Origin of the sequence: Sphingomonas sanguinis (genome assembly GCF_019297835.1) — a bacterium.
Classification (GTDB): Bacteria; Pseudomonadota; Alphaproteobacteria; order Sphingomonadales; family Sphingomonadaceae; genus Sphingomonas; species Sphingomonas sanguinis_D.
In genome coordinates, this window is sequence record NZ_CP079203.1 from 3112672 (window position 1) to 3135639 (window position 22968).

The following is a 22968-nucleotide window of genomic DNA, read 5'->3' on the forward strand; positions in this document are numbered from 1 at the left end:
ATGGTCAAGCTCGGCGACTGGATACAGCCCCATAAACATGGGATTTACGTGGCCCCCGCCGATGTGTGGGTCGATCCGTCCGAACCCGAGGCCAAGGCGCTGGTGACCCATGGCCATGCCGACCATGCGCGCGGCGGGCACGGCACGGTCTGGGCGACGCCCGATACGCTGGCGATCATGGAAGCGCGCTACGGCCCGCAGAACGGTGTCGGCGTCGGCTATGGCGAGACGATCCGGCTGGGCGAGGTGGACGTCAGCTTCGTCCCCGCCGGTCATGTGCTGGGTTCGGCCCAGATCGTGCTGGATTATAGGGGCGAGCGGGTGGTGGTGTCGGGCGACTATAAACGCCGCGCCGACCCGACCTGCGCCGCCTTCGAGCCGGTGAAGTGCGACGTGTTCGTCACCGAGGCGACCTTTGCGCTGCCCGTCTTTCGCCACCCTGAGACCGGCGACGAGATCGACAAGCTGATCGCGCGGCTGCACGCCAATCCGACCCGCTGCGTGCTGGTCGGGGCCTATGCGCTGGGCAAGGCGCAGCGGGTGATCGCGGAACTGCGCGTGCGCGGGCATGAGGCGCCCATTTATCTCCACGGTGCGCTGGCGCGGCTATGCGCGCTCTATCAGGAACTGGGCGTCGATCTGGGCGAGTTGCGCATGGTCGCGGACACGCCCAAGGCGGAGATGGCGGGCCATATCGTGATGTGCCCGCCCGGCGCGCTCAACGATCGCTGGTCGCGGCGGCTGCCCGATCCGATCACGGCGATGGCCAGCGGCTGGATGCGGGTGCGTCAGCGCGCGCGGCAGAAGAATGTCGAGCTGCCGCTGATCCTGTCCGACCATGCCGATTGGGACGAGCTGACCCAGACCCTGACCGAGATCGCCCCGCGTGAAGTATGGGTGACGCATGGGCGCGAGGAGGCGTTGGTGCATTGGTGCGAGACGCGGCAGATGAAAGCGCGGGCCCTGGCGCTGGTGGGGTTTGAGGATGAGGATGATTGATTTCCGTGGCCTTCGACTTCGCTCAGGCTGAACGGATGTGGGGGATGGGGCCTTTTACAAACCGCCGTTCAGGCTGAGCGAAGTCGAAGCCCAAGGGAATCACGCCAAGGCCAAAGGCCGAACCGGCTCCGCCACCTCCGACCCAGGCACCGCGAACACCCCCTTCTTCGCCAGCCGTTCCCCCGGCGGCACCTTGGCCGTCTCCATCGCCAGCCAGGGCGACAACAACAGCCCCAAAGTCACCGGCGACAGCCAGGCCCCCAGCATCGGGTTCAGGAACGACACGCCCAGCAACACCGCGCCGATCCCCAGATGCCAGCGATAGCGCGGCATCGTATCCGCCGCCGCCAGCCCGTCGCGCACCCGGCTCTGCGGGTTCCAGCCCGACGGCTTGCCGCGCACGATGTTGATGAGGTCGATCGTCTGGGTCAGCGCGATGGCGGGCGCGGTCAGGATCGACAACGGCACGTCGAGCACGACGGAGGAGAGGATACCTTTTGCCCCGCCATAGCTCGCCCGCCGATCGCGATCGGCCATCGCCCAGATGATGCTCAACACCTTCGGCCCGAACAACAGGATCAGCGTGACGACCAGCACCTGCGTCGAGGTGACGGCGTGCACCGTCGCGGCATCGTCGGACAGGCTCTGCGCGATCGAGGTGGCGATCAGGATCAGCCAGGCGGGCGACATCAGATAGGCGAGCGCGCCGATGAACAGCTGCAACCGGCTGATCCAGTGGAAACCGCTCGATCCCAGCAGTTTCAGATGCTGGGTATTGCCCTGCGCCCAGCGCCGGTCGCGCACCGCCTGGTCGATCAGCGTGGGCGGAAACTCCTCGAAACTGTCTTCGACCATCAGCATGTGCAGCCGCCAGCCGCGCCGCCGCAGCAGCGCCGCCTCGACCATGTCGTGGCTCATGATCGTGCCCCCGAACGGCGGCCGTCCGGGCAGGTCGGGCAGGCCGCAGCTTTCGGCAAAGGCGCGGATGCGGATCAGCGCGTTATGCCCCCAGAAGGTGGATTCCGACCCCGACCACCAGACCAGCCCCGCCGTCGAGATCGGGCCGTAGAAGCGGCTGGCGAACTGCATCCAGCGCTGGAAGAAAGTGGTCGCGCCGATAATCATCGGCACCGTCTGGAGAAGCGCGATCGAGGGCCGCTGCTCCATGATCTGCGCCATGCCGACGATCGTGTCGCCGCCCATCAGGCTGTCGGCGTCGAGCATCAGCATGAAGTCGTACCCGCCGCCGTGATTGCGAATCCACTCGGCGACATTGCCGGGTTTGCGCCCGACATTCTCGGTGCGACGGCGATAATAGAGTGGCACGCGCAAGCGGGGGGCGAGGCGTTGCCAGGCGGCGCGCTCCTCGGCTTCGGCGGCTTCCCACGAATCGGACAGCACGAAAAAGGCGAATTGGCGGGCGGCACCGGCGCGGTCGATCATCGTCGCCATGCGCGCGATCCGGTCGAAGACGGCGTCGACATCCTCATTATGCACCGGCACCAGCACCGCCGTCGTGGCGTTCGGGGGGGCGCTCCCACGCGGGGCGGGGGTGATTCCGGGATGCGCGCGCGAGATCAGCAGGATGAAGCCGATCGCCGCCGTCACGAAGCCGAACGAAATCCAGGCGAACAGCGGAAAGAACAGCAGCAGCAATAGCCCGTCGAGCAGGCTGAACCCGTCGCTGAGCAACGCTTCCTTGACCGAGGCGGAAGCGGCGGTCGCCAGCAGCCCGGTCAGTAGCACCAGCAGCAGGCGACGCGTCAATATGTCGTCGGGCGACAGGTTGACGCCCTCACGCGGCTCGGGCGCATTGTGTGGCGGCGGCGGGCCATCGAAGCGCTGGGTCGGCATCTCCAGCGGGGCGGGCGGCGGCATCATCGCGGGCATATCGTTCATGGCAGGAAGACCGGCATCAACACCGTCTCGCTGAGCGTCCGCGCGTTCTGCTTCAGGTACAGGCGGACATCCGCCGGGCCGTTCGCGTCCGGCGCGATATCGGCGGTCACGCGCCAGCGGTTCGACTGGCCGACGACCGGATAGGCGGCCTGGGCCAGCAGCTTGCCACGCGTCACCGAGATGTCGGCGGTGACGCCGCTCTGCCGGTCGAGTCCGGCAAGGGCTGGGCCGGTGAAATCGACGACCAGCTTGCGCGCGCCCGGCGTCGGCTCGGCCCCCGGTCGACCGGCATCGCCCGTCCAGCTGTCGACCGCATGGGCGATCGTCGGTACGACCGTCGGGTCGGTGGAAGTCCAGTTCAGGCGATAGTCGAACTGCCGCTTCTGCCCCGCCCTGGGTGCATCGGCGGGGTTCCAGAAGGCGACGATATTGTCGACCGTCTCGCTCGCGGTTGTAAAGGCATAGAGCATCACCTGCCCGCGACCCCATTCGCCCTGCGGCTGCACCCACAGGTTCGCGCGGCGGTCGTAGAAGGCGCCGTCGTCCTGATAATGGTCGAAGTCGCGGTCGCGCTGGAGCAGGCCGAAGCCGCGCGGATTGCTATCGACGAAGCTGTCGAGGGTAGGACGCGGCGGATTGACCAGCGGCCGCCACAGCCGCTCGCCGCTGCCGGTCAGCAGCGCGAGACCGTCCGAATCGTGAATCTCGGGCCGCCAGTCGCGCGCGGCGGCACGATTGCCCTCGCCATACCAGAACATGCTGGTCGCGGGCGCGATGCCCAGCCGTTCCACGTCTCGGCGGAAGAACAGGACGGCGGACACGCGCTGCTCGACGCCGTTTGTCCCCTTGGTCGACTCGATCCGGTACGCGCCGCTGACGCTCGGTCCGTCGAGCAGCGCATAAACGGTATAGCCCTGCGCCCCCGTCCGCTCGATCCAGAAGTCGGTGAAGGCGGGAAATTCCTCGCGTCCGTCGATGCCGGTGTCGATCGCGATCCCGCGCGCCGACAGGCCATATTGGTCCTGCGCGCCCGCAGTGCGGAAATAGGAGGCGCCCTGAAAGGCGAGCCAGTCGCTCTTTCCGTCCGCCGTCATCGCGCGGAACCCGGCGATACCCAGCGGCGGCGCGTGACCCGCTTCGGCGGTGAAAAGCGAGGGGGAGAAGGGGACGGCGCGGGCCTGACTGTTCTCGACGATATGGATGCCGACCGGCGTGGGCGCGTACCGGCCCAGCGGGAACAGCCGGATACCGCCCAGCAGTGTTCGATCGTCGCGGTAGCGGATGGTGCCGACCGCATCATAGCCGATGGCTTCGGCCGCCGCGACCTTGGCCTGCGCCCGATAAGGCTGCCGAGCCAGCGCCTCGGCCCGGCTTTGCAGGCCCGCCCAGGAAAAGGGTTCGGGCGCGCCCAGCTTCAACCCACCCGTCGATCCTTGCGCGGCGACACGCGCCGCGGCCGCCGGGGTCAGCCCCAGGACGGCCAGCGCCGCGACCAGTTCTCGACGATTGGCCTGCATCATCGTTCAGCATCTCCCGCAACGGCCCGGAACGAAACACGCATGACGGCTGCGCGAGACCCGGTCGATTGTGCAACGCAACGTGCGGCGATCGGTTGCCGGGACACGATCAGTTGGCCCGCCTACCCACATGATACCGTATAATATATTTGACGACCGACTTCTTTTCCGTCAAAGAAACACAATAAAATCAAATGGGGGCGACTTCATGAATGGAAATTACCGCCGCTTGGCCTGTTCGGCCGGGGCTATTGCGATCGCGCTGCTTTCGGTTTCACCTGCCTTTGCGCAGGACAAGCCTGTCGCCGATCAGGTTTCGGACGATAAGAGCGCCTCGACCGAAGGCGACGCGATCGTCGTCACCGGCACCCGGCTTCAGCGTCCCAACTTCACCAGCAACAGCCCGCTGACCGTCGTCGATGCGACCGAAATCCGCTATCAGGGCGCGATCCAGGTCGAGAATGTGCTGAACCGCCTGCCGCAGGTGACGCCGGATTCGAACGAGAACGGCTCGAACGGCTCGGACGGCACCGCGCGCGTCAATCTGCGCAATCTGGGGAGCAACCGGAACCTTGTGCTCGTCAACGGCCAGCGCATGTTGCCGGTGCAGGCCAACGACCTGAACTTCATCCCCGCCGCGCTCATCAAGCGGGTCGATGTCGTGACCGGCGGCGCGTCGGCGGTCTATGGTTCGGACGCGATTTCGGGCGTCGTGAACTTCATCCTGCGCGACGACCTGAACGGCGTGCGCACCGACGTCCAGTACGGCTTTGCCCAGCACCAGAACGACAACGCCTTCGCGCGCGGCGTGCAGAGCCAGGCCAATTACCGCCTCGCCCAGCCGATGATCCTCGACGGGCAGAAGCTGGATGTGAACGTCGCCTTCGGCACCAACTTCCCCGACGGGCGCGGCAATGTGACCGCCTATTTCGGCTATCGCGACACCAAGCCGGTGCTGCAGGGCGATCGCGACGTATCGTCCTGCGCCTTCGATCCGGCGGGGACCGGCAATTCGATGCTGACCTGCGGCGGCTCCAGCAACAACCAATATGGCCTGTTCGACCCGATCACCGGGCCGAACGCCGATGCGGGCCGGTTCAACAACACCCGCGACGGCAACCGGACCTGGGTGCCGTACGACTCCAGCTTCCGCTACAATTATGCGCCGCTCAACTATTTCCAGCGCAACGACACCCGCTACACCGCCGGGGCCTTCGCCAAATATGAAGTGTCACCGGCCGTCGAAGCCTATGGCAGCTTCATGTTCATGGACGACCACACCAATTCGCAGGTCGCCCCGTCCGCCTTGTTCCAGGGCTATACCTACTCGATCAACTGCGACAATCCGTTCCTGAGCGCGCAGCAGGGCCAGATCCTGTGCGGCAACGCTTACGGCACCAATGCCACGCAGCAGGCCTATATCGGCTATCGTCCCGTCGCCGGGAACGCCCGTCCGCGTCGCGACGACCTGCGCCACACCGATTTCCGCGTGACGGGCGGCGTTCGCGGCGAGATCGCGCCGGGCATCCGTTACGACGCCAACGCGCTGTTCTCGACGGTTCTCTATAACGAGACCTATGAGAACGACATCGACCCGTCGCGCGCCAATCGCGGCATCCAGGTCGTCAACGTCAACGGCACCCCGACCTGCAAGTCGGTTATCGACGGCAGCGACCCGCAGTGCGTGCCGCTCGACATCTTCCGCTATAACGGCATTTCGGACGCGGCGTTCGGCTATATCTATGCGCCGACCTCGACCCGTGGCGTCGACAAGGAAACCGTGCTCAGCGGCAATATCAGCGCGGACCTGGGCACGTACGGCGTCAAGTCGCCCTGGTCGGACGACGGCATCGGCGTCGTGCTGGGCGTCGAGCACCGTTACGAGAGCCTGGAGTTCAAGGCCGACGCGCTGGCGCTGCAAAAGGGCACCAAGGAGACCCAGGGTCGCTTCGACGTGAACGAGGTGTTCGCGGAAATCGAAGTGCCGCTTATCCAGAACAAGCCGTTCGTCAAGGAACTGGCACTGAACGCCGGCTATCGCGGATCGGACTATTCCAACCTGTCCAAGATCGTGTCGACCTACAAGGCCGAGCTGTCCTGGGCGCCGAGCAGCGATATCCGCCTGCGCGGCAGCTATAACCGCGCGATCCGCGCCGCCAATGTGTCCGAGCTGTTCGGGCCGCAGTTCAACGGCAATGTCAGCGCGCAGGACCCCTGCGCCACCGCGACGCCGACCGCGACCTTCGCCCAGTGCGCCCGCACCGGCGTCACCCAGGCGCAATATGGCCGTATCACCGACTGTCCGGCGGAAACCTGCACCGCGCAGTTCGGCGGCAACCCCGCGCTGAAGCCCGAAACGGCCGACACGCTGACCGCCGGTATCGTGTTCACGCCGACCTTCCTGCGCCGCCTGTCGCTGACCGTCGATTATTTCGACATCAAGGTGCGCGACTATATCAGCTCGATCTCGGTTCCGCAGACGATCAGCCAGTGCATCGCGACCGGCAATCCGTTCTTCTGCAACCTGTTCAAGCGTGATCCGCGCGGCGGCATCATCTTCGGCGATCAGGGCTATATTGTCTCGACGACGCAGAATACCGGCTCGCTGCGCACCTCGGGCGTCGATTTCGGCCTCAGCTATTCCCAGCCGCTGGGCGGCGCGGGTTCGCTCGCCGTCGATTTCCAGGGCACCTGGAACCGCAAGCTGGTGAACGAGCCGGTGCCTGGTCTCGGCTCCTTCGATTGCGTCGGCTATTTCGGTCCGACCTGCGGCCAGCCCATGCCCGAATGGCGGCATCAGTCGCGCTTCACCTGGACCGATGCGGCCAAGGTCGGCTCGATCTCGCTCAACTGGCGCTATATCGGCCCGACGAAGCTGACCAACAATTCGACCGACCCGAACTTCGCGAACACGCCGTCGATCTTCAACAGCCGGATCAAGGCGTATAATTATTTCGACCTGGCGGGCACGGCCAAGGTGCAGGACGGCATCACCTTCCGCGCCGGTGTGAACAACCTGTTCGACCGGGACCCGCCGATCATCGCGCAGGGCCTGCTGGCCGCGTTCGGCAACGGCAACACCTATCCGGGCATGTACGACGCGGTGGGGCGCACCGTGTTCATCGGCCTGACGGCGGAGTTCTGATGCGAAAAGGGGGCGGTCGAGCGCCGCCCCCGGTTCAAACCATTTTACCCCAGCCTGTCCCGTCCGGTTCACTCCGGGCGGGACTTTTTTATGGGGGGGCGTCCGGCTTACTTCGCTTCGGTGAGCAGCTTGGTCGCCTCGGCCCCGGCCCAGTCGAACCCGCCGGTCACGCGCCAGACCTCCTTGCCGTCCGCGCCGTACAGGATCGTGGTCGGCAGATTGGCCTTGTAGTGGACGCTCAGGGTCAGCTTCGGGTCGAGATAGATGGGCAGCGCGTCCAGCTTCCTGCCCGCCAGGAACGGCTTCACCTTGGCCATGTCGTCCTGCGCCACGGCGATCACGGCGATCTTGCCCTTCAGTCGCTGGGCGGTGGCGGCGAGCGTCGGCATCTCCGCGACGCACGGTCCGCACCAGGTCGCCCAGAGGTTGACCAGCACCGGCCGCCCCCGGAAATCGGCGAGACTGGCCGGTTTGCCGTCCATGGCGGTGAAGGGCAGCAGCGGCGCGGCCTCGCCCTTGTGGCTGCGGTCGACCGCGCCCGTGGGCTTGGGCGCCTCTATGGCCGAGGAACCGGACGCCTCGCCGCTGGTGACTTCGCCGCTCGAAACTTCTCCGCTGGAGGTGCTGGCGGCTTGCTCCGGGGCGGGGCTTTGCTTATCGCACCCGGCGACCATCAGCCCCAGGAGACAGGCGATCACGGTACGCGACGACATGGGCGGCTCCAACGCAATGTGGGGCGGGCGCTTCGCAGAAGGTCCCGCCGCGGTGATGCGCGAGATAAACGCGTCCATCCCCTTCGACAAGCGATTGTGGAAACAGGACATCGCCGGGTCGAAAGCGCATGTCGCGATGCTGGGCAAACAGGGCATCGTCTCGGCCGAGGACGCCGCGACGATTTCCGCCGGGCTGGACCAGGTGGCCGAGGATTATGCCGCCAACGGCGTGTCGGAGGACCTGACCCTCGAAGACATCCATATGCAGACCGAGGCGAAGCTGGCGGCGCTGATCGGCCCGGTCGCGGGGCGTCTGCACACCGCACGGTCGCGCAACGACCAGGTGGCGACCGATTTCCGCCTGTGGGTGCGCGATGCGATCGACGAGACGCTGGCGGCGCTCGGCGCGTTGCGGAATGCGTTGCTGACGCGGGCCGAGGACCATGCCGACAGCGTGATGCCGGGCTTCACCCATCTGCAATCGGCGCAGCCGGTGACGCTGGGCCATCACCTGATGGCCTATCACGAGATGATCGTGCGCGATGCCAGCCGCTTCGTCGCGGCGCGGGCGCGGATGAACCAGTGTCCGCTGGGCTCGGCGGCGCTGGCGGGAACGGGCTTCCCGGTCGACCGCCACATGACGGCGCAAGCGCTCGGTTTCGACGAGCCGACGCGCAATTCGCTCGATGCGGTCAGCGACCGGGATTTCGCCATCGACTATCTGCAGGCGGCGACCAACTGCTCGTTGCACCTGTCGCGGCTGGCCGAGGAGTTCGTGCTCTGGGCGTCGCAGCCCTTCGGCTTCGTCGCGCTGTCCGACCAGTGGTCGACCGGTAGTTCGATCATGCCGCAGAAGCGCAACCCCGACGCGGCCGAGTTGGTGCGCGGCCATGCGGGGCGGATCATGGGCTGCATGACCAGCCTGATGGTCACGATGAAGGGCCTGCCGCTCGCCTATTCCAAGGACATGCAGGACGACAAGCCGCCAGTGTTCGAGGCGCACGACCTGCTGGCGCTGTCGATCGCGGCAATGACCGGCATGGTGCAGAGCGCGACCTTCCGTACCGAGCGGATGCGCGCCGTGGCGGAGGCGGGCTTCTCGACCGCGACCGATCTGGCCGACTGGCTGGTCCGGGTCGGCGGCATTCCCTTCCGCGAGGCACATCACATCACCGGCCGCGCGGTGAAGCTCGCCGAGGAGAAGGGCGTGATGCTGCACCAGCTATCGATCGACGACCTGACCGGTATCGACGCGCGCATCAACGACAGCATCTACGACGTGCTGTCGGTCGATGCCTCGGTCGCCAGCCGGGTCAGCTTCGGCGGTACCGCGCCCGCCAATGTCCGCGCCGCCATCGCGACCGCGCGGGGATTGCGGGCATGAAGCCCGCCATCGCCCTGCTGGTCGCGCTGGCGCTGACTGGTTGTGGCGCGGCCAACCGGCTGCAACCGGCTAAGGGCGAGAGCCTGCCGGTCGCGCCGCGCGGCGCCACCGCGACCCCGACGCCGCAGCAATTGCTGACGGCCACCCCCCAACAACGACCGCAGCGCTCCGACGAACTGATGACCCAGTCGCAGGACCGGCGCTCGGACGAATTCGATTTGCCCCCCCGCTGATGGACCATTTTCACTTCTCGAACGGCGAACTCCATGTGGAGGACGTGCCCGTATCCCGGATCGCGGCCGAAGTCGGTACGCCGGTCTACATCTACTCCGCCTCCACCTTCCGCCGTCATGCGCAGGTGTTCCGCGAGGGGCTGAGCGCCCTGCCGCGCGTCCATCTGGCCTATGCGATCAAGGCGAACCCGAACATCGCCGTGCTGCGTGTGCTGGCCGATGAGGGATACGGCGCGGACGTCGTCTCGGTCGGCGAGATGCGCCGGGCGTTGGCGGCGGGGATGAAGGCCGAGGACATTGTCTTCTCCGGCGTCGGCAAGACGCGTGCCGAATTGGTGTCCGCGCTGGAAGCCGGGATCGGCCAGTTCAACCTGGAGCTGGAGGAAGAGGGCGCGGTCCTCGCCGAGCTGGCCCATGCACGCGGCCTCGTCGCGCCCGCCACGCTGCGTGTGAACCCGGACGTCGATGCGGGCACCCACGCCAAGATCTCCACGGGGCGCAAGGAGAACAAGTTCGGCGTGCCGATCGACCAGGCGCTCGGCATGTTCGACCGTCTGGCGGGTTTGCCCGGCATCGATCTGAAGGGCGTTGCCTGCCACATCGGCAGCCAACTGGGCGATCTCGCGCCGCTGGAGGCCGCCTATAAGCGCGTCGGCGAACTGGTCGCCGAACTGCGCGGGGCGGGGCACCGCATCACCCGCGTCGACCTGGGCGGTGGCCTGGGCGTGCCGTATAAGCCGGGCGACGTGATGCCCGCGCCCGCCGCTTATGGCGAGATGGTGGCGCGCGTGACGAAGGACTGGGATGTCGAGCTGATGTTCGAGCCCGGCCGGGTGATCGCGGGCAATGCCGGTGTGCTCGCGACCGAAGTCGTCTGGGTGAAGCCCGGCGTCGCCAATCCGTACGTCATCGTCGATGCCGCGATGAACGACCTGATGCGGCCCGCGCTGTACGACGCGCATCACGACTTCGTCGCGGTGAAGCCGACCGGCGAGACGATGATGGCGAATATCGCGGGGCCGGTGTGCGAGACGGGCGATACCTTCGGCATGAACCGGGAGATCGACGCGGTGAAGTCGGGCGATCTTGCCGTGTTCCGCACGGCAGGCGCGTACGGCGCGACCATGGCGTCGACCTATAACAGCCGTCCGCTGGTGCCCGAAGTGATGGTCGAGGGCGACCGCTTCGCCGTCGTCGCCGACCGCATCGCCGCCGAAACGATCATCGCCGCCGAGCGCGTGCCGGAGTGGCTGAAGAAGTGACGCTGACGGGGCCTGCCGCCCCATTCCTCCCCTGTAAGGGGAGGTGGCAGGCCGCAGGCCTGACGGAGGGGTGTCACCCGTCGCGAGGGAGCGTTTCCTCGCCAATGGCGACACCCCTCCACCAGCTTCGTGCGCGAGCGAGATTGTGCCCCCGGCACAATCTTGACTTGCCGGGGGCAAGCCAAAGCTCGCACACCCCCTCCCCTTACAGGAGAGGAAAAGGGAGGTGAGCCTCGCCAGCCTGCCGCTGTTCGTCCGGCTGGCCGGACGCCCGGTCATCCTGGTCGGCGAAGGCGAACCCGCCGAGGCCAAGCGCCGCCTGCTCGACCGCGCCGGTGCACAGGTCGTTGACGAGGATGCCCAAGCCGCGCTCGCCATCGTCGCCATCGAGGATGAGGACGAAGCGCAAGCCGCCATCGCACGGCTGAAGGCGCGCGGGGTGCTGGTCAACGCGGTGGATCGTCCGGCGGCGTGCGACTTCACGCTGCCCGCCATCGTCGAGCGCGGGCCGGTGATCGTCGCGATCGGCACCGGCGGCGTGTCGGCGGGCTTGGCGGCGGCGCTGCGCCAGCGGCTGGAGACCTTGCTACCCGCTGGCCTAGGCGCCCTGGCCGAGGGGCTTTACGCGGCCCGCAGCGCCTTGCGGGCGCGCTTCCCCGATGGCGCGGAGCGGCGGCGCGCGATCGGCGCGGTGCTGTCGCCCGGTGGGGCGCTTGATCCGCTGGCGGGGGCGACCGATGTCGCGGGCTGGCTGTCGCGTGCCGACCGGCCTGTGGCGAAGATCGAGGCGTTCGTCCTCACCTCCACCGACCCCGACGACCTGACCCTGCGCCAAGCGCGCGCATTGGCGGCGGCGGACCGGGTCTATCACCGCGCCGACGTGCCGCCCGCGATCCTCGACCGCGCGCGCGCCGATGCGGTGCGGATCGCCAGTGACGCGCTCCCGGCGGAACCCGGCGAGGGGCAAATCGTCGACCTCGCCATGGACACGCGCGCATGACCGGCTTCGCCTATGGCATCGATGGCGGCAAGGCCGAGGCGATCCCGATCCGCGAGGCGGTGGAGGCAAAGGCTCGGCTGGTCTGGGTGCATTTGGAGACCAACGACGCGGTAGCGCAGCGTTGGTTGCGCGATGCGGCGCATCTGCCCGATTATGTCATCGACGCGCTGACCGCCGCCGAAACCCGCCCGCGCTGTGAGGCGGTAGGCGAGGGGGCGTTCGTCAACCTGCGCGGACGCAGCAGCCAGCCGCTCGACGGGTCGGACATGCTCGCCTCGGTGCGCATCTGGGCGGTGAAGGGCCGGGTCTATTCGGTGACGCGCCGCCCGCTGCTGGCGGTCGATACCGTGCGCAAGGAGGTCGAGGGCGGCGCGATCGCCGATCCCGGCGACCTCATCACCGCCTTTGCCACCGCCATCACCAACGACCTCGACCCCGATGTCGCGAGCCTGGGCGACGAGTTGGACAATTGCGAAGAGCAGCTGGACGAGCACCGTGTCTTCCAGTTGCGCCGCATGGTCAGCCGGGTGCGTGTCGCCGCGATCGGCTATCGCCGCTTCCTCAATCCGCAGCGTGCCGCACTGGAAAAACTGGCGGCCCTCCCCGGCGACTGGCTGGGGGATGACGATCGGCTGCACCTCTCCGCCGCCGCTGACCGCGCCGCGCGCATGGCGGAGGAACTGGAGTCGATCCGCGAACGCGCCGCGCTGGTCCATGAAACGCTCACCGACATGCGCGCCGAGCAGATCGACAACCGCTCGCTCGTCATCTCGATCGTCGCGATGGTGTTCCTGCCGCTGACCTTCATCACCGGGCTGTACGGGATGAACGTCAAGAACCTGCCCTATGCCGACGAGCCATGGTCGTTCGACGCGATCCTGGGCGGCTGCGCACTGATCGCAGCGGGGATCGTGATCTACTTCGTGCAGAGGCACTGGTTCCGGCGGTAATTTTACGGCTTTGTCGGGCCTCGACGCAGAGCCAAGCCAAGCATCTCAACCGCCGTTCACGCTGAGCGAAGTCGAAGCGCACGCCGGGCGCTTTGCCGCAGGGCTTTCCCGTGGCCTTCGACTTCGCTCAGGCTGAACGGAGGGGCGGGAAGAGGCTCAATTCTTGCCCTTCGTGCCGTTCATCTGGCGCACCGTCTCCCACGCCTCGGCGATGTCGGCGATGCTGGCCGCGACGTTGCGGAAGACCTGTGCGTCCTGGCCCAGCGAGGCGTCGACGATCTGCTTGCGCGCGCCGCCATAAAGGCGCGCGAAGGTGATCGACATCTCGCCGCCATTTTCGAAATCCAGGCCCGCCTCCAGCGCGAACAGGATCGCGGTGGCGCGCGTCACCCGCTCGCTCTTGCGCGCGAGCTGGCCATGTTCGGTCGCCCAGGCGGCGGAACGGAGCGCGGAGATCAGTTCCTCGTAGAGCAGCTGCACCAGCGCGGGGCCGTCCGCCATGGCGGTGCGACCGACCACGTCGATCTGGCGATAGACGGCGGCGGGATCGGTCAGAAGAGCGGAGGCATAGGTCATATCAGTTGCTCTTCGTCCACATCTTGACCTGCTGATCCATGAAGCTCTGCACCGATTTATATTGGGTGACGGCCGTGTTCATCGCCGCGAAGCGTGCGGTCATCGCGTCGGTGGCCACCTGACGCCGATCCGTCAGCGCGGTCTGCGCGTCGCTATTGTCGGACTGTTGCGACGTCAGATTGTTGTACGACGCCGTCAGGCCGTAGACGCTGCTCGTCGCCGACATCTGGATGGTGTTCATCTGCGCCGACAGGCCGATGATGTTATCGCCGCTCGACTGGAACATCTGTTCGACGACATCGGGATATTTGCTCAGCGTTTGCGACAGCACCGTCTGGTCGATGGTCAGCGTCCCGTCCTTTTCGGTCCGCACGCCCAGATCGGCCAGCGTCTGCGGCCCGGCAGCGCTGCCCGGCACCAGCTTCGTGGTGGTCAGCGAGCGCAGCGTCTGGGCGAGCGACCGCGCGGCCGGGTCGCTGCGCAGGTCGCCGGTGATCGGATCGATCGCCTTGTTCAGCGCGGTCATATTGTCGTTGAAGGTCGACACGAAGTTGCCCACCACGGTGCTGAGCGCCGAGGTCGGCGACGCGCCGGTCAGCGAGACCGGCTTGCTGGTCACCGCCGACAGGGTCATCGTCACGCCGTCGACCAGATCGTTTACGGTGTTCGACGACCGCTCGACGGTCACGCCGTCCATCGTGATACTGGCATTGGCCGCGGTCGAGGAGGTGGTGGTGCCGTTCGCGTTGTTGCCGACGTTGAGCCGGGACAGCCCGGCCGTATCGCCCTCTGTCGCGGTGATGGTGAAGCTGTTGTCCTTGCCGCTGGCCCCGGTGAACGACAGATAGGCATTGCCGCTGGAGTCGGTGATGACCGAGGCTTTGACGCCCGTATTGGCCGCATTGATCTTGGCCGCGAGCGCCGCAGGGGTGGAATCGGCGCTACCGATGTCGATCGACACCGCGTCGTTCGAGCCGACCTTGATCGACAGGCTGCCAGTGCCGAGCGACGCTGTGGTGGAATAGGCCGACTTGGTCGACGACACCTGTGCCGTAGCCAGTGCATTGATGCTGATCGACTTGGATAGGCCCGACAATTTGGCACCCGCCGAGGTGGTTACGCCCAGGCTGGTGGTGTCCGAACTGACCGCCTGGGTGGCGAGCGTGCCGCCCTTGGCCAGCGACGCCAGGGCGGAGGCGAAATCGGTAATCGAACTCTTGATCGAGGAGACGTCGGAGATCTGCGCCGTCAGCGTATCTGCCTTCGCCTTGAGCGCGGCGGTCTGGACCGAGAATTGCGCGTCGATCAGCGAAGGGACGATCGTCGACAGATCGATGCCCGAACCCGTCTGCAACGAGGTGAACAGCTGCTGGGCGGCGGTCTTCGTCGCGTTCTGCGCGCTGTTGGTCGAGGAGGTCGAGCTGGACGAACTCGTGCTGCTCTGCGTCGTGTTGGACGATGTACTCGAGGAAACGGTGGTCATCGACGATACTCCGGCGCGCGCTTGTTTTGCTTAACGGCCGAAGGCCGCCGGGCTTTAGCGCGATGCGACGAATGACGGGGCCGGGCGTGCATTACGGTTGCGCCACGCCGTTTTCGTCGAAGCGGGCACCCTCCGGCACCTCGACCGGCGGCTGCGACGTGCCGCCCGCCCCCGCATTGAGGCCGAAGACGAAGGCGAGCACGACGGCGATCGCCTGATACAGGTCGGCGCGCACTTCCTGCCCCTCGCGGCTGGTGTAGTAGACGGCACGGGCGAGCTGCGGATATTCCAGCACCGGCGTATCCAGCTCGGCGGCCAGTTCGCGAATGGCGAGGGCGGTCGCGCCGCGCCCCTTGGCGACCACCACCGGCACCTCGTCCTGACCCCGGTCGTAGCGCAGGGCGACGGCGAAATGGGTCGGGTTGGTCAGGATGACATGCGCCTCCTGCACCGCCGCGCGCACCGCACGGCGCGACATTTCGCGCTGCTTGCCGCGGATATGCGCCTTGGCTTCCGGGTTGCCTTCGCTTTCCTTATGCTCGTCCTTGACCTCCTGCTTGGTCATCTTGAGCTTGGAGAAGAGCTGGACGATCTGGATCGGCACGTCGAACCCGGCGATCAGGGTCAGGCCGAAGCCCATGACCAGCAGGATGGTGATGAAGGTGCCGCCCAGCGATCCGATCGCGCCGTTCAGGTCCGACTGCGCCAGCCCCAAGGTGGTGCGCGACGTCTTCCACAGCATATAGCTGCCGAGCACGCCGAGCAGCACGACCTTGAACAGCGATTTGCCCAGTTCGATCCAGCCGTCCGTCCCCAGGATGCGCTTCAACCCCGAGGCGGGGTTCAGCTTGGAGGGCTTGGGGGTCAGAGCCTTGGGATTGAACTGGAGCGAGCCGAGGCCAGCCTGCGACGCGATGGTGGCGACGATCGTGACCGCGAACAGCGAGGCGAGCGAGGGCCACAGCTTGCCCCCAGCTTCCAGCAGCGGGCGGAACGGTTCGAAATCCTCGACATCGGCATGGGTGAACTGAAAACTCGTCGCCATCACCGCCTTGCACGCGCCGAGCAGCGTCGGCCCTGCGAACATCAGCCAGGCGATACCCGCCATCATCACCAAAGCCGCCGCAAGATCCTTGCTGCGCAGGATCTGCCCATCCTCGCGCGCTTTGTCGCGGCGTTTTTGGGTTGGGGCTTCTGTCTTTTCGCCGCCCTCCGACATCAGCCGATCACCAGATTTTCGGTGGCGGCGAGTGCTTCGCGGATGATGACGAGCATATAGTCGCCCATCGCCGGGAAGGCGACGGCGATGGTGATGACGCCGATGGTCAGCGCGGCGGGCATACCCACGGACAAGAGGTTGAGCGACGGCGCGGCGCGGCCCATCATGCCCATGACGAGATTCAGGCACAGCAGCAGGAAGCCGACCGGCAGCGCCAGCAGCAGCCCGGCGAGAAAGGCATAGCCGCCGAACAGCGCGATCGCCTTGAACTGCGCCGGGGCCATCCAGGCCTGTCCGGGCGGCAGCGCCTCATAGCTTTTGACGATCGTCTCGACGAGGACGAGGTGCCCGTCGACCGACAGGAACAACAGGGTCAGCATGACGGTGAAGAACTGGCCCAGCGCCTGGCTCGACCGGCCGTTGAGCGGATCGATCGTGGTCGCGAAGTTGAGGCCCATCGATCCGCCGATCAGCTCGCTGGCGACCAGGGGCGCGGTGAAGGCGACCTGAAGGATCAGGCCGAGCGCCAGGCCGACGATCGCCTCGGCCGCGACCGACAGGATGGTGGGGACCGAGAAGATGACGGGCGGCGGCACGACCGGATGAACAGAGTTTACCAGGAACGCGATCGCGCCCGCCAGGGCGACGCGCACGGGCAGGGGGATCGTCACCGCGCCGAATACGGGCGCGGTGATGAAGGCGGCCCCGATGCGGATCATCAGGAACAGGATCGCCCAAGCCTGCGACTCGATCGAGAGGCCGAAGCCGAGCATCTTATTTCACCCGGACCTTCACTTGACGATGTCCGGGATACGCTCGAACATGCTGACCATGAAGTCGCTGAGCAGCCCGACGATCAGGCCGCCGAAGATCAGAATAGAGACGCCGACGACGATCAGCTTGGGCACGAACGACAGCGTCTGTTCGTTGATCGACGTCGCGGCCTGGATCATGCCGATTACCAGACCCGAGACGAGCACGGGCACCAGGATCGGCGCGGCGGCGAGCGCCAGCACCCACATGCTCTGATTGGCCAGCGTCAGGAAATATTGGGCGTCCATGATGCGGTCTTTGGTCCCGAATGGGTGAGGTTTTCCCGTGGCCTTCGACTTCGCTCAGGCTGATGCGAATTATCGGCGAAAATGGTTAACGAAGACCTGCCCCGTCGGCTGTTTCGCGGGGTGAAGTCGTACCCCTGTTCTTCCCTCGCCCCTCATAGAGGGGAGAGGGTTGCGCAGACTTGGTCTTTGCGAAAGCAAAGGCTTAGTCGGAGCTGGGTGAGGGGTGGGCGCGCAAAGCGCGCGCGAGCCAAAGGCTCGCTCAACCCCTCACCCAAGCTGCGCTAGCCAGCACGCTGGCAAGCTCCGCTAACCCTCTCCCCTGTCCAGGGGAGAGGGAAAAAGTACCTACGTCGCGAAACTGTTCGCCAGACTGCCCATGGTCAGCGCCCAGCCGTCGATCAGCACGAACAGCAGCAGCTTGAACGGCAATGATATGATCGAAGGCGACAGCATCATCATGCCCAGCGCCATCAGCACGGTGGCGACCACCAGATCGATGACGATGAAGGGCAGGAAGATCAGGAAGCCGATCTGGAACGCGGTCTTCAGCTCCGAGGTGACGAAGGCGGGCAGCAGCACGGCATAGGGAATGTCGTTGGTGCTGGCATAGGGGCCGGACTTCGCCATTTCGGCGAACATCGTCACGTCCTTCACCCGCGTCTGCTTGGCCATGAAGGCGTGGAGCGGCGCGCCGGCGGCCTTGATCATCTCGGTGCCGGGCAGGCGACCTTGCGCATAGGGTTCGATCGCGGTCGCGTTGATCTGGCTGATCGTCGGGGCCATGATGAACAGCGACAGGAAGACGGACAGGCCGATCAGCACCTGGTTGGGCGGCGTCTGTTGCAGGCCCAGCGCCTGGCGCAGGATGGCGAGCACGATGACGATCCGGGTAAAGCTGGTCATCATCAGGATGATGCCCGGCAGGATCGTCAGCAGGCCCATGATGATGAGGACCTGCAGCGACAGGCTCAGCGAACCCGATCCGCCATTGTTACCGCCGCCCAGCTGGCCCAGCGCGCGGTCGACCGCATCGCCGACGCCCGGTGCCGGGGCCGCGGCGGGCGCCGCGGCCGGAGCGGCCTGGGCGAAGGCGGGCATCGCGATGACCAGGGCCAGCAACAGCGCCAGCACGATCCACAGCGGCTTCAGGCTGCGCTTCGACGCGTCGCCGCCATGGGCGCGGATCAGCGCGGGGCCGGTGCCCCGGCGGGTCACGGAAATGCTCATTGGTCGAACTTCTTGGGTGCGAAGCGCGAGACGAAATCGGTGCGGCGCGGGGTGGTCGGCGTCAGCGGCGCCGGATTGGGCGCGGCCGGCGTGGTGCCGTTGCCCTCGACCTTGTCAACCAGCTGGACGCCGCCGCGCCCGACCGAGACGAGCAGGTTGCGCCCCTCGAACTCGATGACCGCTAGGCGCAGGCCGGGCGAGATCATCATCGTCTCGCGCACATGGATCAGCCGCGTGGCGGGGCGACCCGGCATCCGGCTTTCCATACGGCGCCAGAGATACAGGCAACCGATCATCAGGCCGCAGATCAGCGGCAGCAGGACGACGAGCTTGAGGACATAGGACCAGAGCATAAGTGGATCAGCCGCGCTTGTCGGGGTTGACCAGCTCGGTCAGGCGCACGCCGAACCGGTCGCCGACCGTCACCACTTCGCCGCGCCCGATCAGCGTGCCGTTGACCAGCACGTCGAGCAGCTCGTTGGCCTGACGGTCCAGTTCGATCACGCTCGATTCGGACAGCGCCAGCAGCTCGCGCAGCGACAGCTGGGTCGAGCCGATTTCCACGGTCAGCTTGACGTCGACATCCTGGAGCAGTCGGAAATTGGCCGCGACCGATGTGTCGACGGGGAAGCCCCCGGCCATATCGTTCATTCTTCGAATCCTTCGTGAGCGCGGGCCAGTCCTTCGACGGACCGGTTGAGCGAGGTAAGCTGGACGGCGGCGCGGCCATTGGCGGTGCCGACCGTGCCCATGCCGAGCAGGTCGCCGCCGACCATCACCGGCACTTCCGGGCCGAAACTGATCGGGATCACGTCGCCGGTCTTCAGCTCCATCAGGCGGCTGAGCGACACGACGGGTTCGGCGAGCACCGAGCGGACCGGGAAACGCACCGTCATCACCGCGCGGGTCAGGTCGCCGCGCCAGGTGGGATCGACATCGGCCTGCTTGTCGACGACCTTGCCGGTCAGGGCGGAGCCGTGCGGCTTCAACGCGCTGACGGGGTAGAGGATGTCGATCATGGTCGGGCGGCGGTTGCGGCCGTCGATGCCGAAGCGGGTGACGATCATGGCGTCGTCGCCTTCGATCCCCGACAACATGGCGGGCGAGGCTTCGGGATGACCGGCGCGGAAATCGATCCGGGCCAGCGATTCCCAGGCACCGCGAAGCGGCGCGGCCATCATGCCGCCCAGCTGGCTCACCATCGCCTCGGCGGCGGGCGAGAATTCGGGCGGCAGGACATCGGGCACCGCGCCCGTGCCGCCGAACAGCAGGTCGATCAGTGCCAGACTGAACGCGCCGTCGATGACGATCAGCGCCTGCGCGTCGGCGGTGCTGCCGCTGGCCGAGGTCATCGCCATCGGCAGCCACGCGCTCAGGCCATCGCCGCGCTCGGCCCGGTAATCGGCGAAGCGCTGGACGACCAGCGGCTCCGCCCAGCAGCGCAGTTCCTCGCGCAGAAGGGATTCGAACAGCCCCCGCAGCGACCGCGCGAGACGCGCGGACAGATGCTGCATCGTGTGCAGGTCGCCGAACGGATTGAGCTTGGTCGTGCCCAGCACGCCGTGATCGGCGGTCTGTTCACGACCGCGTTCGCGGCGTTCAACCTGAGGGGCGGCGTTAACCATGTCTCACTGAACAACGAAATTGGTAAAGTAGACGTTAGCGACGCCCCCGAATCCCTCCTTTTGCCGCAGAATCTCGTTGATCGCGTCGACCAGCTTGCGTTGCAGCTGGCGCTTGCCCTCGCTGGAGAAGACCATCTCCTCGTTCGAGTCGCCCAGCGTCATCAGGATCGCCGAGCGGACGGCCAGGTCGTTGGTCTTCAGATTGTTGATGACCGTGTCGTCATAGGGCGTCGAAACGGCCAGACCCACCTGGATGATATGCACCGAGTCGCGCATGTTCGAGGTGAAGTCCTTGGGCAGCTCGTAATAGTTGGACGCATAGCGTTCGCCGCCATCGCCCACCGGGGTCGGCATCCCCTTGTTTTCCTTGGCCTCGCCGCCTTCGCCATGGCCGCCCTCGCCGCCACCTTCGCCGCCGCCGTGACCGCCTTCGCCCTCGCCTTCACCGGCCGCGCCCGCGCGCTTCTGCTCTGACTTGGGCACCAGCTTGGGTCCGGGATGCTTGGCCTCGGCCTCGGCCTCGCCATTGTCCTCCTTCTTGTGGCCGCCGCCGATCAGGCCGGAATTGGCCGCGTACAGCCCCGCGCCCACGCCGCCGCCCAGCAGGACGAGCACGGCGACCACCATCACGATGATCTTGCCCATCTTGCCCTTCTTCTTGGGCGCCTTTTCGTCGGTTTCCTTGGTGTCACTCATGGCTCAGTCCTCAGGCGATTCGGGTGGAGGCAGCGGCCGGGTCTCCGGCGTCGCTGGGATCGGTGGCGGCCGTAAAGGCCGGGCGGGTGGGGATGACGGGGTCGGGACGGCGCGGTGGCGCCTGTCGCTCGCCGCCCATGCCCGACTGGCCCATGTCGACCGCCGTCTGGCCCAGACGCATCCCCTTTTCCTCGGCCAGCCGCGCCAGCGTCGGCTGGGCGTCGGCGAGCATCGAGGCGGTCTGCGCCTGGTCGGCGGTGAAGTGGATATGCGTCGCGCCGTCCTCCTGGCGCAGGTTCACCGCGATGCCGCCCAGCGCGTCGGGCGATAGCTGGATACGGGTGTCGGCGGTGGCGGCGTCCTCACGCATCCGGTCGATGCGGTCGATCATGCCCTGCGGCCAGTGATGTTGCGTCATGTCGAGCGGAGCCTGTTCGGCCCCCGTGGTCGCGGCGACCGGCGCGGCGCTCAGCGAGTCGGCGCGCGCCAGCGTCGCGGGATCGACCGACAGCGCGGCGTCGTCCTTGCGGCGATCGATGCGAGGGTCGGAGCCTTGCTCGCCGCGTATCGACAGCCCGAAGAGCTGGATGGCGGACGCGGTCTGGCCGGCCTGCAGGATCGGGGCAGGGGCCTCGATCGGCAGCGGCGCGACGACGGACGCGGAGGCGTTCGTCGCGGTGAAGCGGAGGGGCGTGTCCTGCCGGATGGGCGCGGCGCGCGCGCCGTCGACGGGAATCGCAGTCGGCACGGTATCGGCGCGAATTGCGAGTGGGATGCCCGGTGCCGTGTTACGGACGGCTTGTTCGAGCGTCGTCGCCGCTGCACCCGGGACGGATGCGGTCGGAACGCTCGGCACTGTCTCACGCGGGATCGCCGCGACGGACGCATCGGGACGCGTCGCCGCTGGAGCGGCCATTGCCAGCGATGCAGGAGGCTGCGTCGCGATCGGAACGGTCGTCCCGGTATTCAACGTAGTTTTCGCCAGCGGCGCATCGGGCCGGATCATGATCGGCAGGCCCGAGTCTGTGTCACCCGCCGCTGGCGCCGTCATGGCGGGCGGCACGGGCATGGTGGCTTTGAGCGGGTCGAAGGCGATGGGTGCCTTGGTCGTATCGGACGCGACCGGGGTGGTCACACCCACCGACGCAGCCGCGGCGTCCGGCAGGGTCGGCATCGTCGCCAGAAGCGTCGTGATCGGGGCGGCTGAGGCACCGGACGCCGCGACCGGCTTCGCATCGGGTTCGGGCGGCACAAGCGGCAGGGTCGGGATGGCGAACGGCATCACCGGCAAGGCGGCGGCATCGCTCGGCACGTCCTTGCCGTCCGTTTCGGAGGTCTTGCCGTCCTTGGCTGTGTCACCGTCCGACTTGGGCTGGGTGTCACCGCCATCCGCATCGCCCACGCCCGGCATCAGCGCGAAGAGCATCGCGAAGGCGGAGGCCATCGGATCGCCCGCGCTGGCCCCGGCGCCCAAGCGGGCGGAGGCGGTGCCGGAGGGCGTGAGAGAGGAGATGGAGGACATCATGACAAGTCTGTCAGCAAGGATCGTGCCGATTGCGACGCGCGCCGCCGCTGGCAGGCATATCCTCCAGCGCGCGCATCTCGGCACGGATCGCGGCGATGCGCGCGCGGTCCATCAGCTTCTCGACGGCGGTCTGGTCGCGCTTGGCGGCCTTGGTCTGCTCGCCGGCCTGGGCGGCGCGCTGCTCGGCGATCTCGATGCGCGCAGTCGCGGCATCGGCCGATTCGAGCAGCCGGTGGCGGAAATGCGCGTTCGCCATCAGCGAGGCGGCCGACGCCGTCACCGCCGGAGCGGGCGTCACCGCCTCGATCAGCTGGCCGATACGCTGCGACAGCTGGTGTTCGGAGGCGACGCGCTCATGCGCGCGCGCTTCGTCGGCCAGCGTCAGATTGAGTTGCAGCGTGCGGACCCGGTGGAGCCGGGTCAGCATCGCCTGTTGCCGGGTTGCCATTCATGT

General features: G+C 66.9%; 22 protein-coding genes. 7 read left to right on the top strand and 15 right to left on the bottom strand.

The genetic code is table 11. The features are described 5' to 3' along the window. Positions 1 to 999 (top strand): ligase-associated DNA damage response exonuclease, encoded by a 999-nt coding sequence (locus KV697_RS14520; protein ID WP_219018802.1) that lies wholly within the window; start codon positions 1 to 3, stop codon positions 997 to 999. A gap of 99 nt (positions 1000 to 1098) precedes the next feature. Here the strand turns inward: KV697_RS14520 and mdoH are convergent, their stop codons facing one another. Together mdoH and KV697_RS14530 are read right to left on the bottom strand one after the other, a co-directional pair. Beyond that, positions 1099 to 2898: a glucans biosynthesis glucosyltransferase MdoH gene (mdoH, locus tag KV697_RS14525; RefSeq protein WP_257575355.1), complete on the bottom strand. Its 1800-nt coding sequence runs from the start codon at positions 2896 to 2898 to the stop codon at positions 1099 to 1101. Beyond that, complete coding sequence (locus tag KV697_RS14530) at positions 2895 to 4418, bottom strand: glucan biosynthesis protein (RefSeq protein ID WP_219018803.1); 1524 nt, start codon at positions 4416 to 4418, stop codon at positions 2895 to 2897. Before KV697_RS14530 ends, mdoH begins: the two co-directional genes overlap by 4 nt. A 205-nt stretch (positions 4419 to 4623) precedes the next feature. On the opposite strand from KV697_RS14530, the gene KV697_RS14535 reads away from it, so the two are divergent. Further along, on the top strand, positions 4624 to 7560 hold the full coding sequence (locus KV697_RS14535; protein ID WP_219018804.1) for a TonB-dependent receptor domain-containing protein: 2937 nt from the start codon (positions 4624 to 4626) through the stop codon (positions 7558 to 7560). A gap of 107 nt (positions 7561 to 7667) precedes the next feature. On the opposite strand, the gene KV697_RS14540 is transcribed toward KV697_RS14535, so the two are convergent. After that, the gene (locus tag KV697_RS14540) at positions 7668 to 8273 is read right to left on the bottom strand and encodes a TlpA family protein disulfide reductase (protein WP_219018805.1); all 606 of its coding nucleotides are present in this window, start codon (positions 8271 to 8273) and stop codon (positions 7668 to 7670) included. A 16-nt stretch (positions 8274 to 8289) separates the two neighbouring features. Between KV697_RS14540 and argH the strand changes: the two genes are divergently transcribed. The 5 genes from argH (at position 8290) to KV697_RS14565 (ending at position 13102) form a co-directional block, all read left to right on the top strand. Beyond that, positions 8290 to 9657, top strand: a complete 1368-nt coding sequence (argH, locus tag KV697_RS14545; RefSeq protein ID WP_219021420.1) for an argininosuccinate lyase — start codon at positions 8290 to 8292, stop codon at positions 9655 to 9657. Beyond that, positions 9654 to 9890, top strand: coding sequence for a hypothetical protein (locus KV697_RS14550; RefSeq protein WP_056432321.1), 237 nt, complete (start codon positions 9654 to 9656; stop codon positions 9888 to 9890). The genes argH and KV697_RS14550 overlap by 4 nt, the downstream gene beginning before the upstream one ends. Beyond that, a complete protein-coding gene (lysA, locus tag KV697_RS14555; protein WP_219018806.1) occupies positions 9890 to 11152 on the top strand; it encodes a diaminopimelate decarboxylase in 1263 nt (420 codons plus the stop codon). Before KV697_RS14550 ends, lysA begins: the two co-directional genes overlap by 1 nt. 226 nt (positions 11153 to 11378) lie before the next feature. Further along, positions 11379 to 12152 (top strand): precorrin-2 dehydrogenase/sirohydrochlorin ferrochelatase family protein, encoded by a 774-nt coding sequence (locus KV697_RS14560; protein ID WP_219018807.1) that lies wholly within the window; start codon positions 11379 to 11381, stop codon positions 12150 to 12152. Further along, a complete protein-coding gene (locus KV697_RS14565) occupies positions 12149 to 13102 on the top strand; it encodes a zinc transporter ZntB (RefSeq protein WP_219018808.1) in 954 nt (317 codons plus the stop codon). Before KV697_RS14560 ends, KV697_RS14565 begins: the two co-directional genes overlap by 4 nt. A gap of 156 nt (positions 13103 to 13258) precedes the next feature. Here KV697_RS14565 and fliS read toward each other — a convergent pair whose 3' ends face one another. The 12 genes from fliS to KV697_RS14625 all read right to left on the bottom strand — a co-directional run bounded on the left by fliS (position 13259) and on the right by KV697_RS14625 (position 22962). After that, positions 13259 to 13678, bottom strand: coding sequence for a flagellar export chaperone FliS (gene fliS / locus KV697_RS14570; RefSeq protein WP_219018809.1), 420 nt, complete (start codon positions 13676 to 13678; stop codon positions 13259 to 13261). 1 nt (position 13679) lies between these two features. Then, positions 13680 to 15161: a flagellar filament capping protein FliD gene (fliD, locus tag KV697_RS14575; RefSeq protein ID WP_219018810.1), complete on the bottom strand. Its 1482-nt coding sequence runs from the start codon at positions 15159 to 15161 to the stop codon at positions 13680 to 13682. A 91-nt stretch (positions 15162 to 15252) separates the two neighbouring features. Further along, positions 15253 to 16380, bottom strand: coding sequence for an EscU/YscU/HrcU family type III secretion system export apparatus switch protein (locus KV697_RS14580; RefSeq protein ID WP_219018811.1), 1128 nt, complete (start codon positions 16378 to 16380; stop codon positions 15253 to 15255). Then, positions 16380 to 17153: a flagellar biosynthetic protein FliR gene (gene fliR, locus KV697_RS14585; protein WP_219018812.1), complete on the bottom strand. Its 774-nt coding sequence runs from the start codon at positions 17151 to 17153 to the stop codon at positions 16380 to 16382. Before fliR ends, KV697_RS14580 begins: the two co-directional genes overlap by 1 nt. Positions 17154 to 17171: 18 nt before the next feature. Beyond that, positions 17172 to 17441 (bottom strand): flagellar biosynthesis protein FliQ, encoded by a 270-nt coding sequence (fliQ, locus tag KV697_RS14590; protein WP_219018813.1) that lies wholly within the window; start codon positions 17439 to 17441, stop codon positions 17172 to 17174. 345 nt (positions 17442 to 17786) lie between these two features. Then, a complete protein-coding gene (gene fliP, locus KV697_RS14595) occupies positions 17787 to 18668 on the bottom strand; it encodes a flagellar type III secretion system pore protein FliP (protein WP_219018814.1) in 882 nt (293 codons plus the stop codon). Next, positions 18665 to 19021: a flagellar biosynthetic protein FliO gene (locus KV697_RS14600; protein WP_219018815.1), complete on the bottom strand. Its 357-nt coding sequence runs from the start codon at positions 19019 to 19021 to the stop codon at positions 18665 to 18667. Before KV697_RS14600 ends, fliP begins: the two co-directional genes overlap by 4 nt. A 7-nt stretch (positions 19022 to 19028) precedes the next feature. Continuing rightward, on the bottom strand, positions 19029 to 19319 hold the full coding sequence (gene fliN, locus KV697_RS14605; protein ID WP_042487397.1) for a flagellar motor switch protein FliN: 291 nt from the start codon (positions 19317 to 19319) through the stop codon (positions 19029 to 19031). Next, the gene (locus tag KV697_RS14610) at positions 19316 to 20293 is read right to left on the bottom strand and encodes a flagellar motor switch protein FliM (protein WP_219018816.1); all 978 of its coding nucleotides are present in this window, start codon (positions 20291 to 20293) and stop codon (positions 19316 to 19318) included. Before KV697_RS14610 ends, fliN begins: the two co-directional genes overlap by 4 nt. Before the next feature lie 3 nt (positions 20294 to 20296). After that, a complete protein-coding gene (locus KV697_RS14615; RefSeq protein WP_219018817.1) occupies positions 20297 to 20989 on the bottom strand; it encodes a flagellar basal body-associated FliL family protein in 693 nt (230 codons plus the stop codon). Positions 20990 to 20999: 10 nt separating this feature from the next. Continuing rightward, positions 21000 to 22514, bottom strand: a complete 1515-nt coding sequence (locus tag KV697_RS14620; protein ID WP_219018818.1) for a flagellar hook-length control protein FliK — start codon at positions 22512 to 22514, stop codon at positions 21000 to 21002. A 10-nt stretch (positions 22515 to 22524) separates the two neighbouring features. Then, positions 22525 to 22962, bottom strand: a complete 438-nt coding sequence (locus tag KV697_RS14625) for a hypothetical protein (RefSeq protein WP_257575356.1) — start codon at positions 22960 to 22962, stop codon at positions 22525 to 22527. Positions 22963 to 22968: the final 6 nt, after the last annotated feature.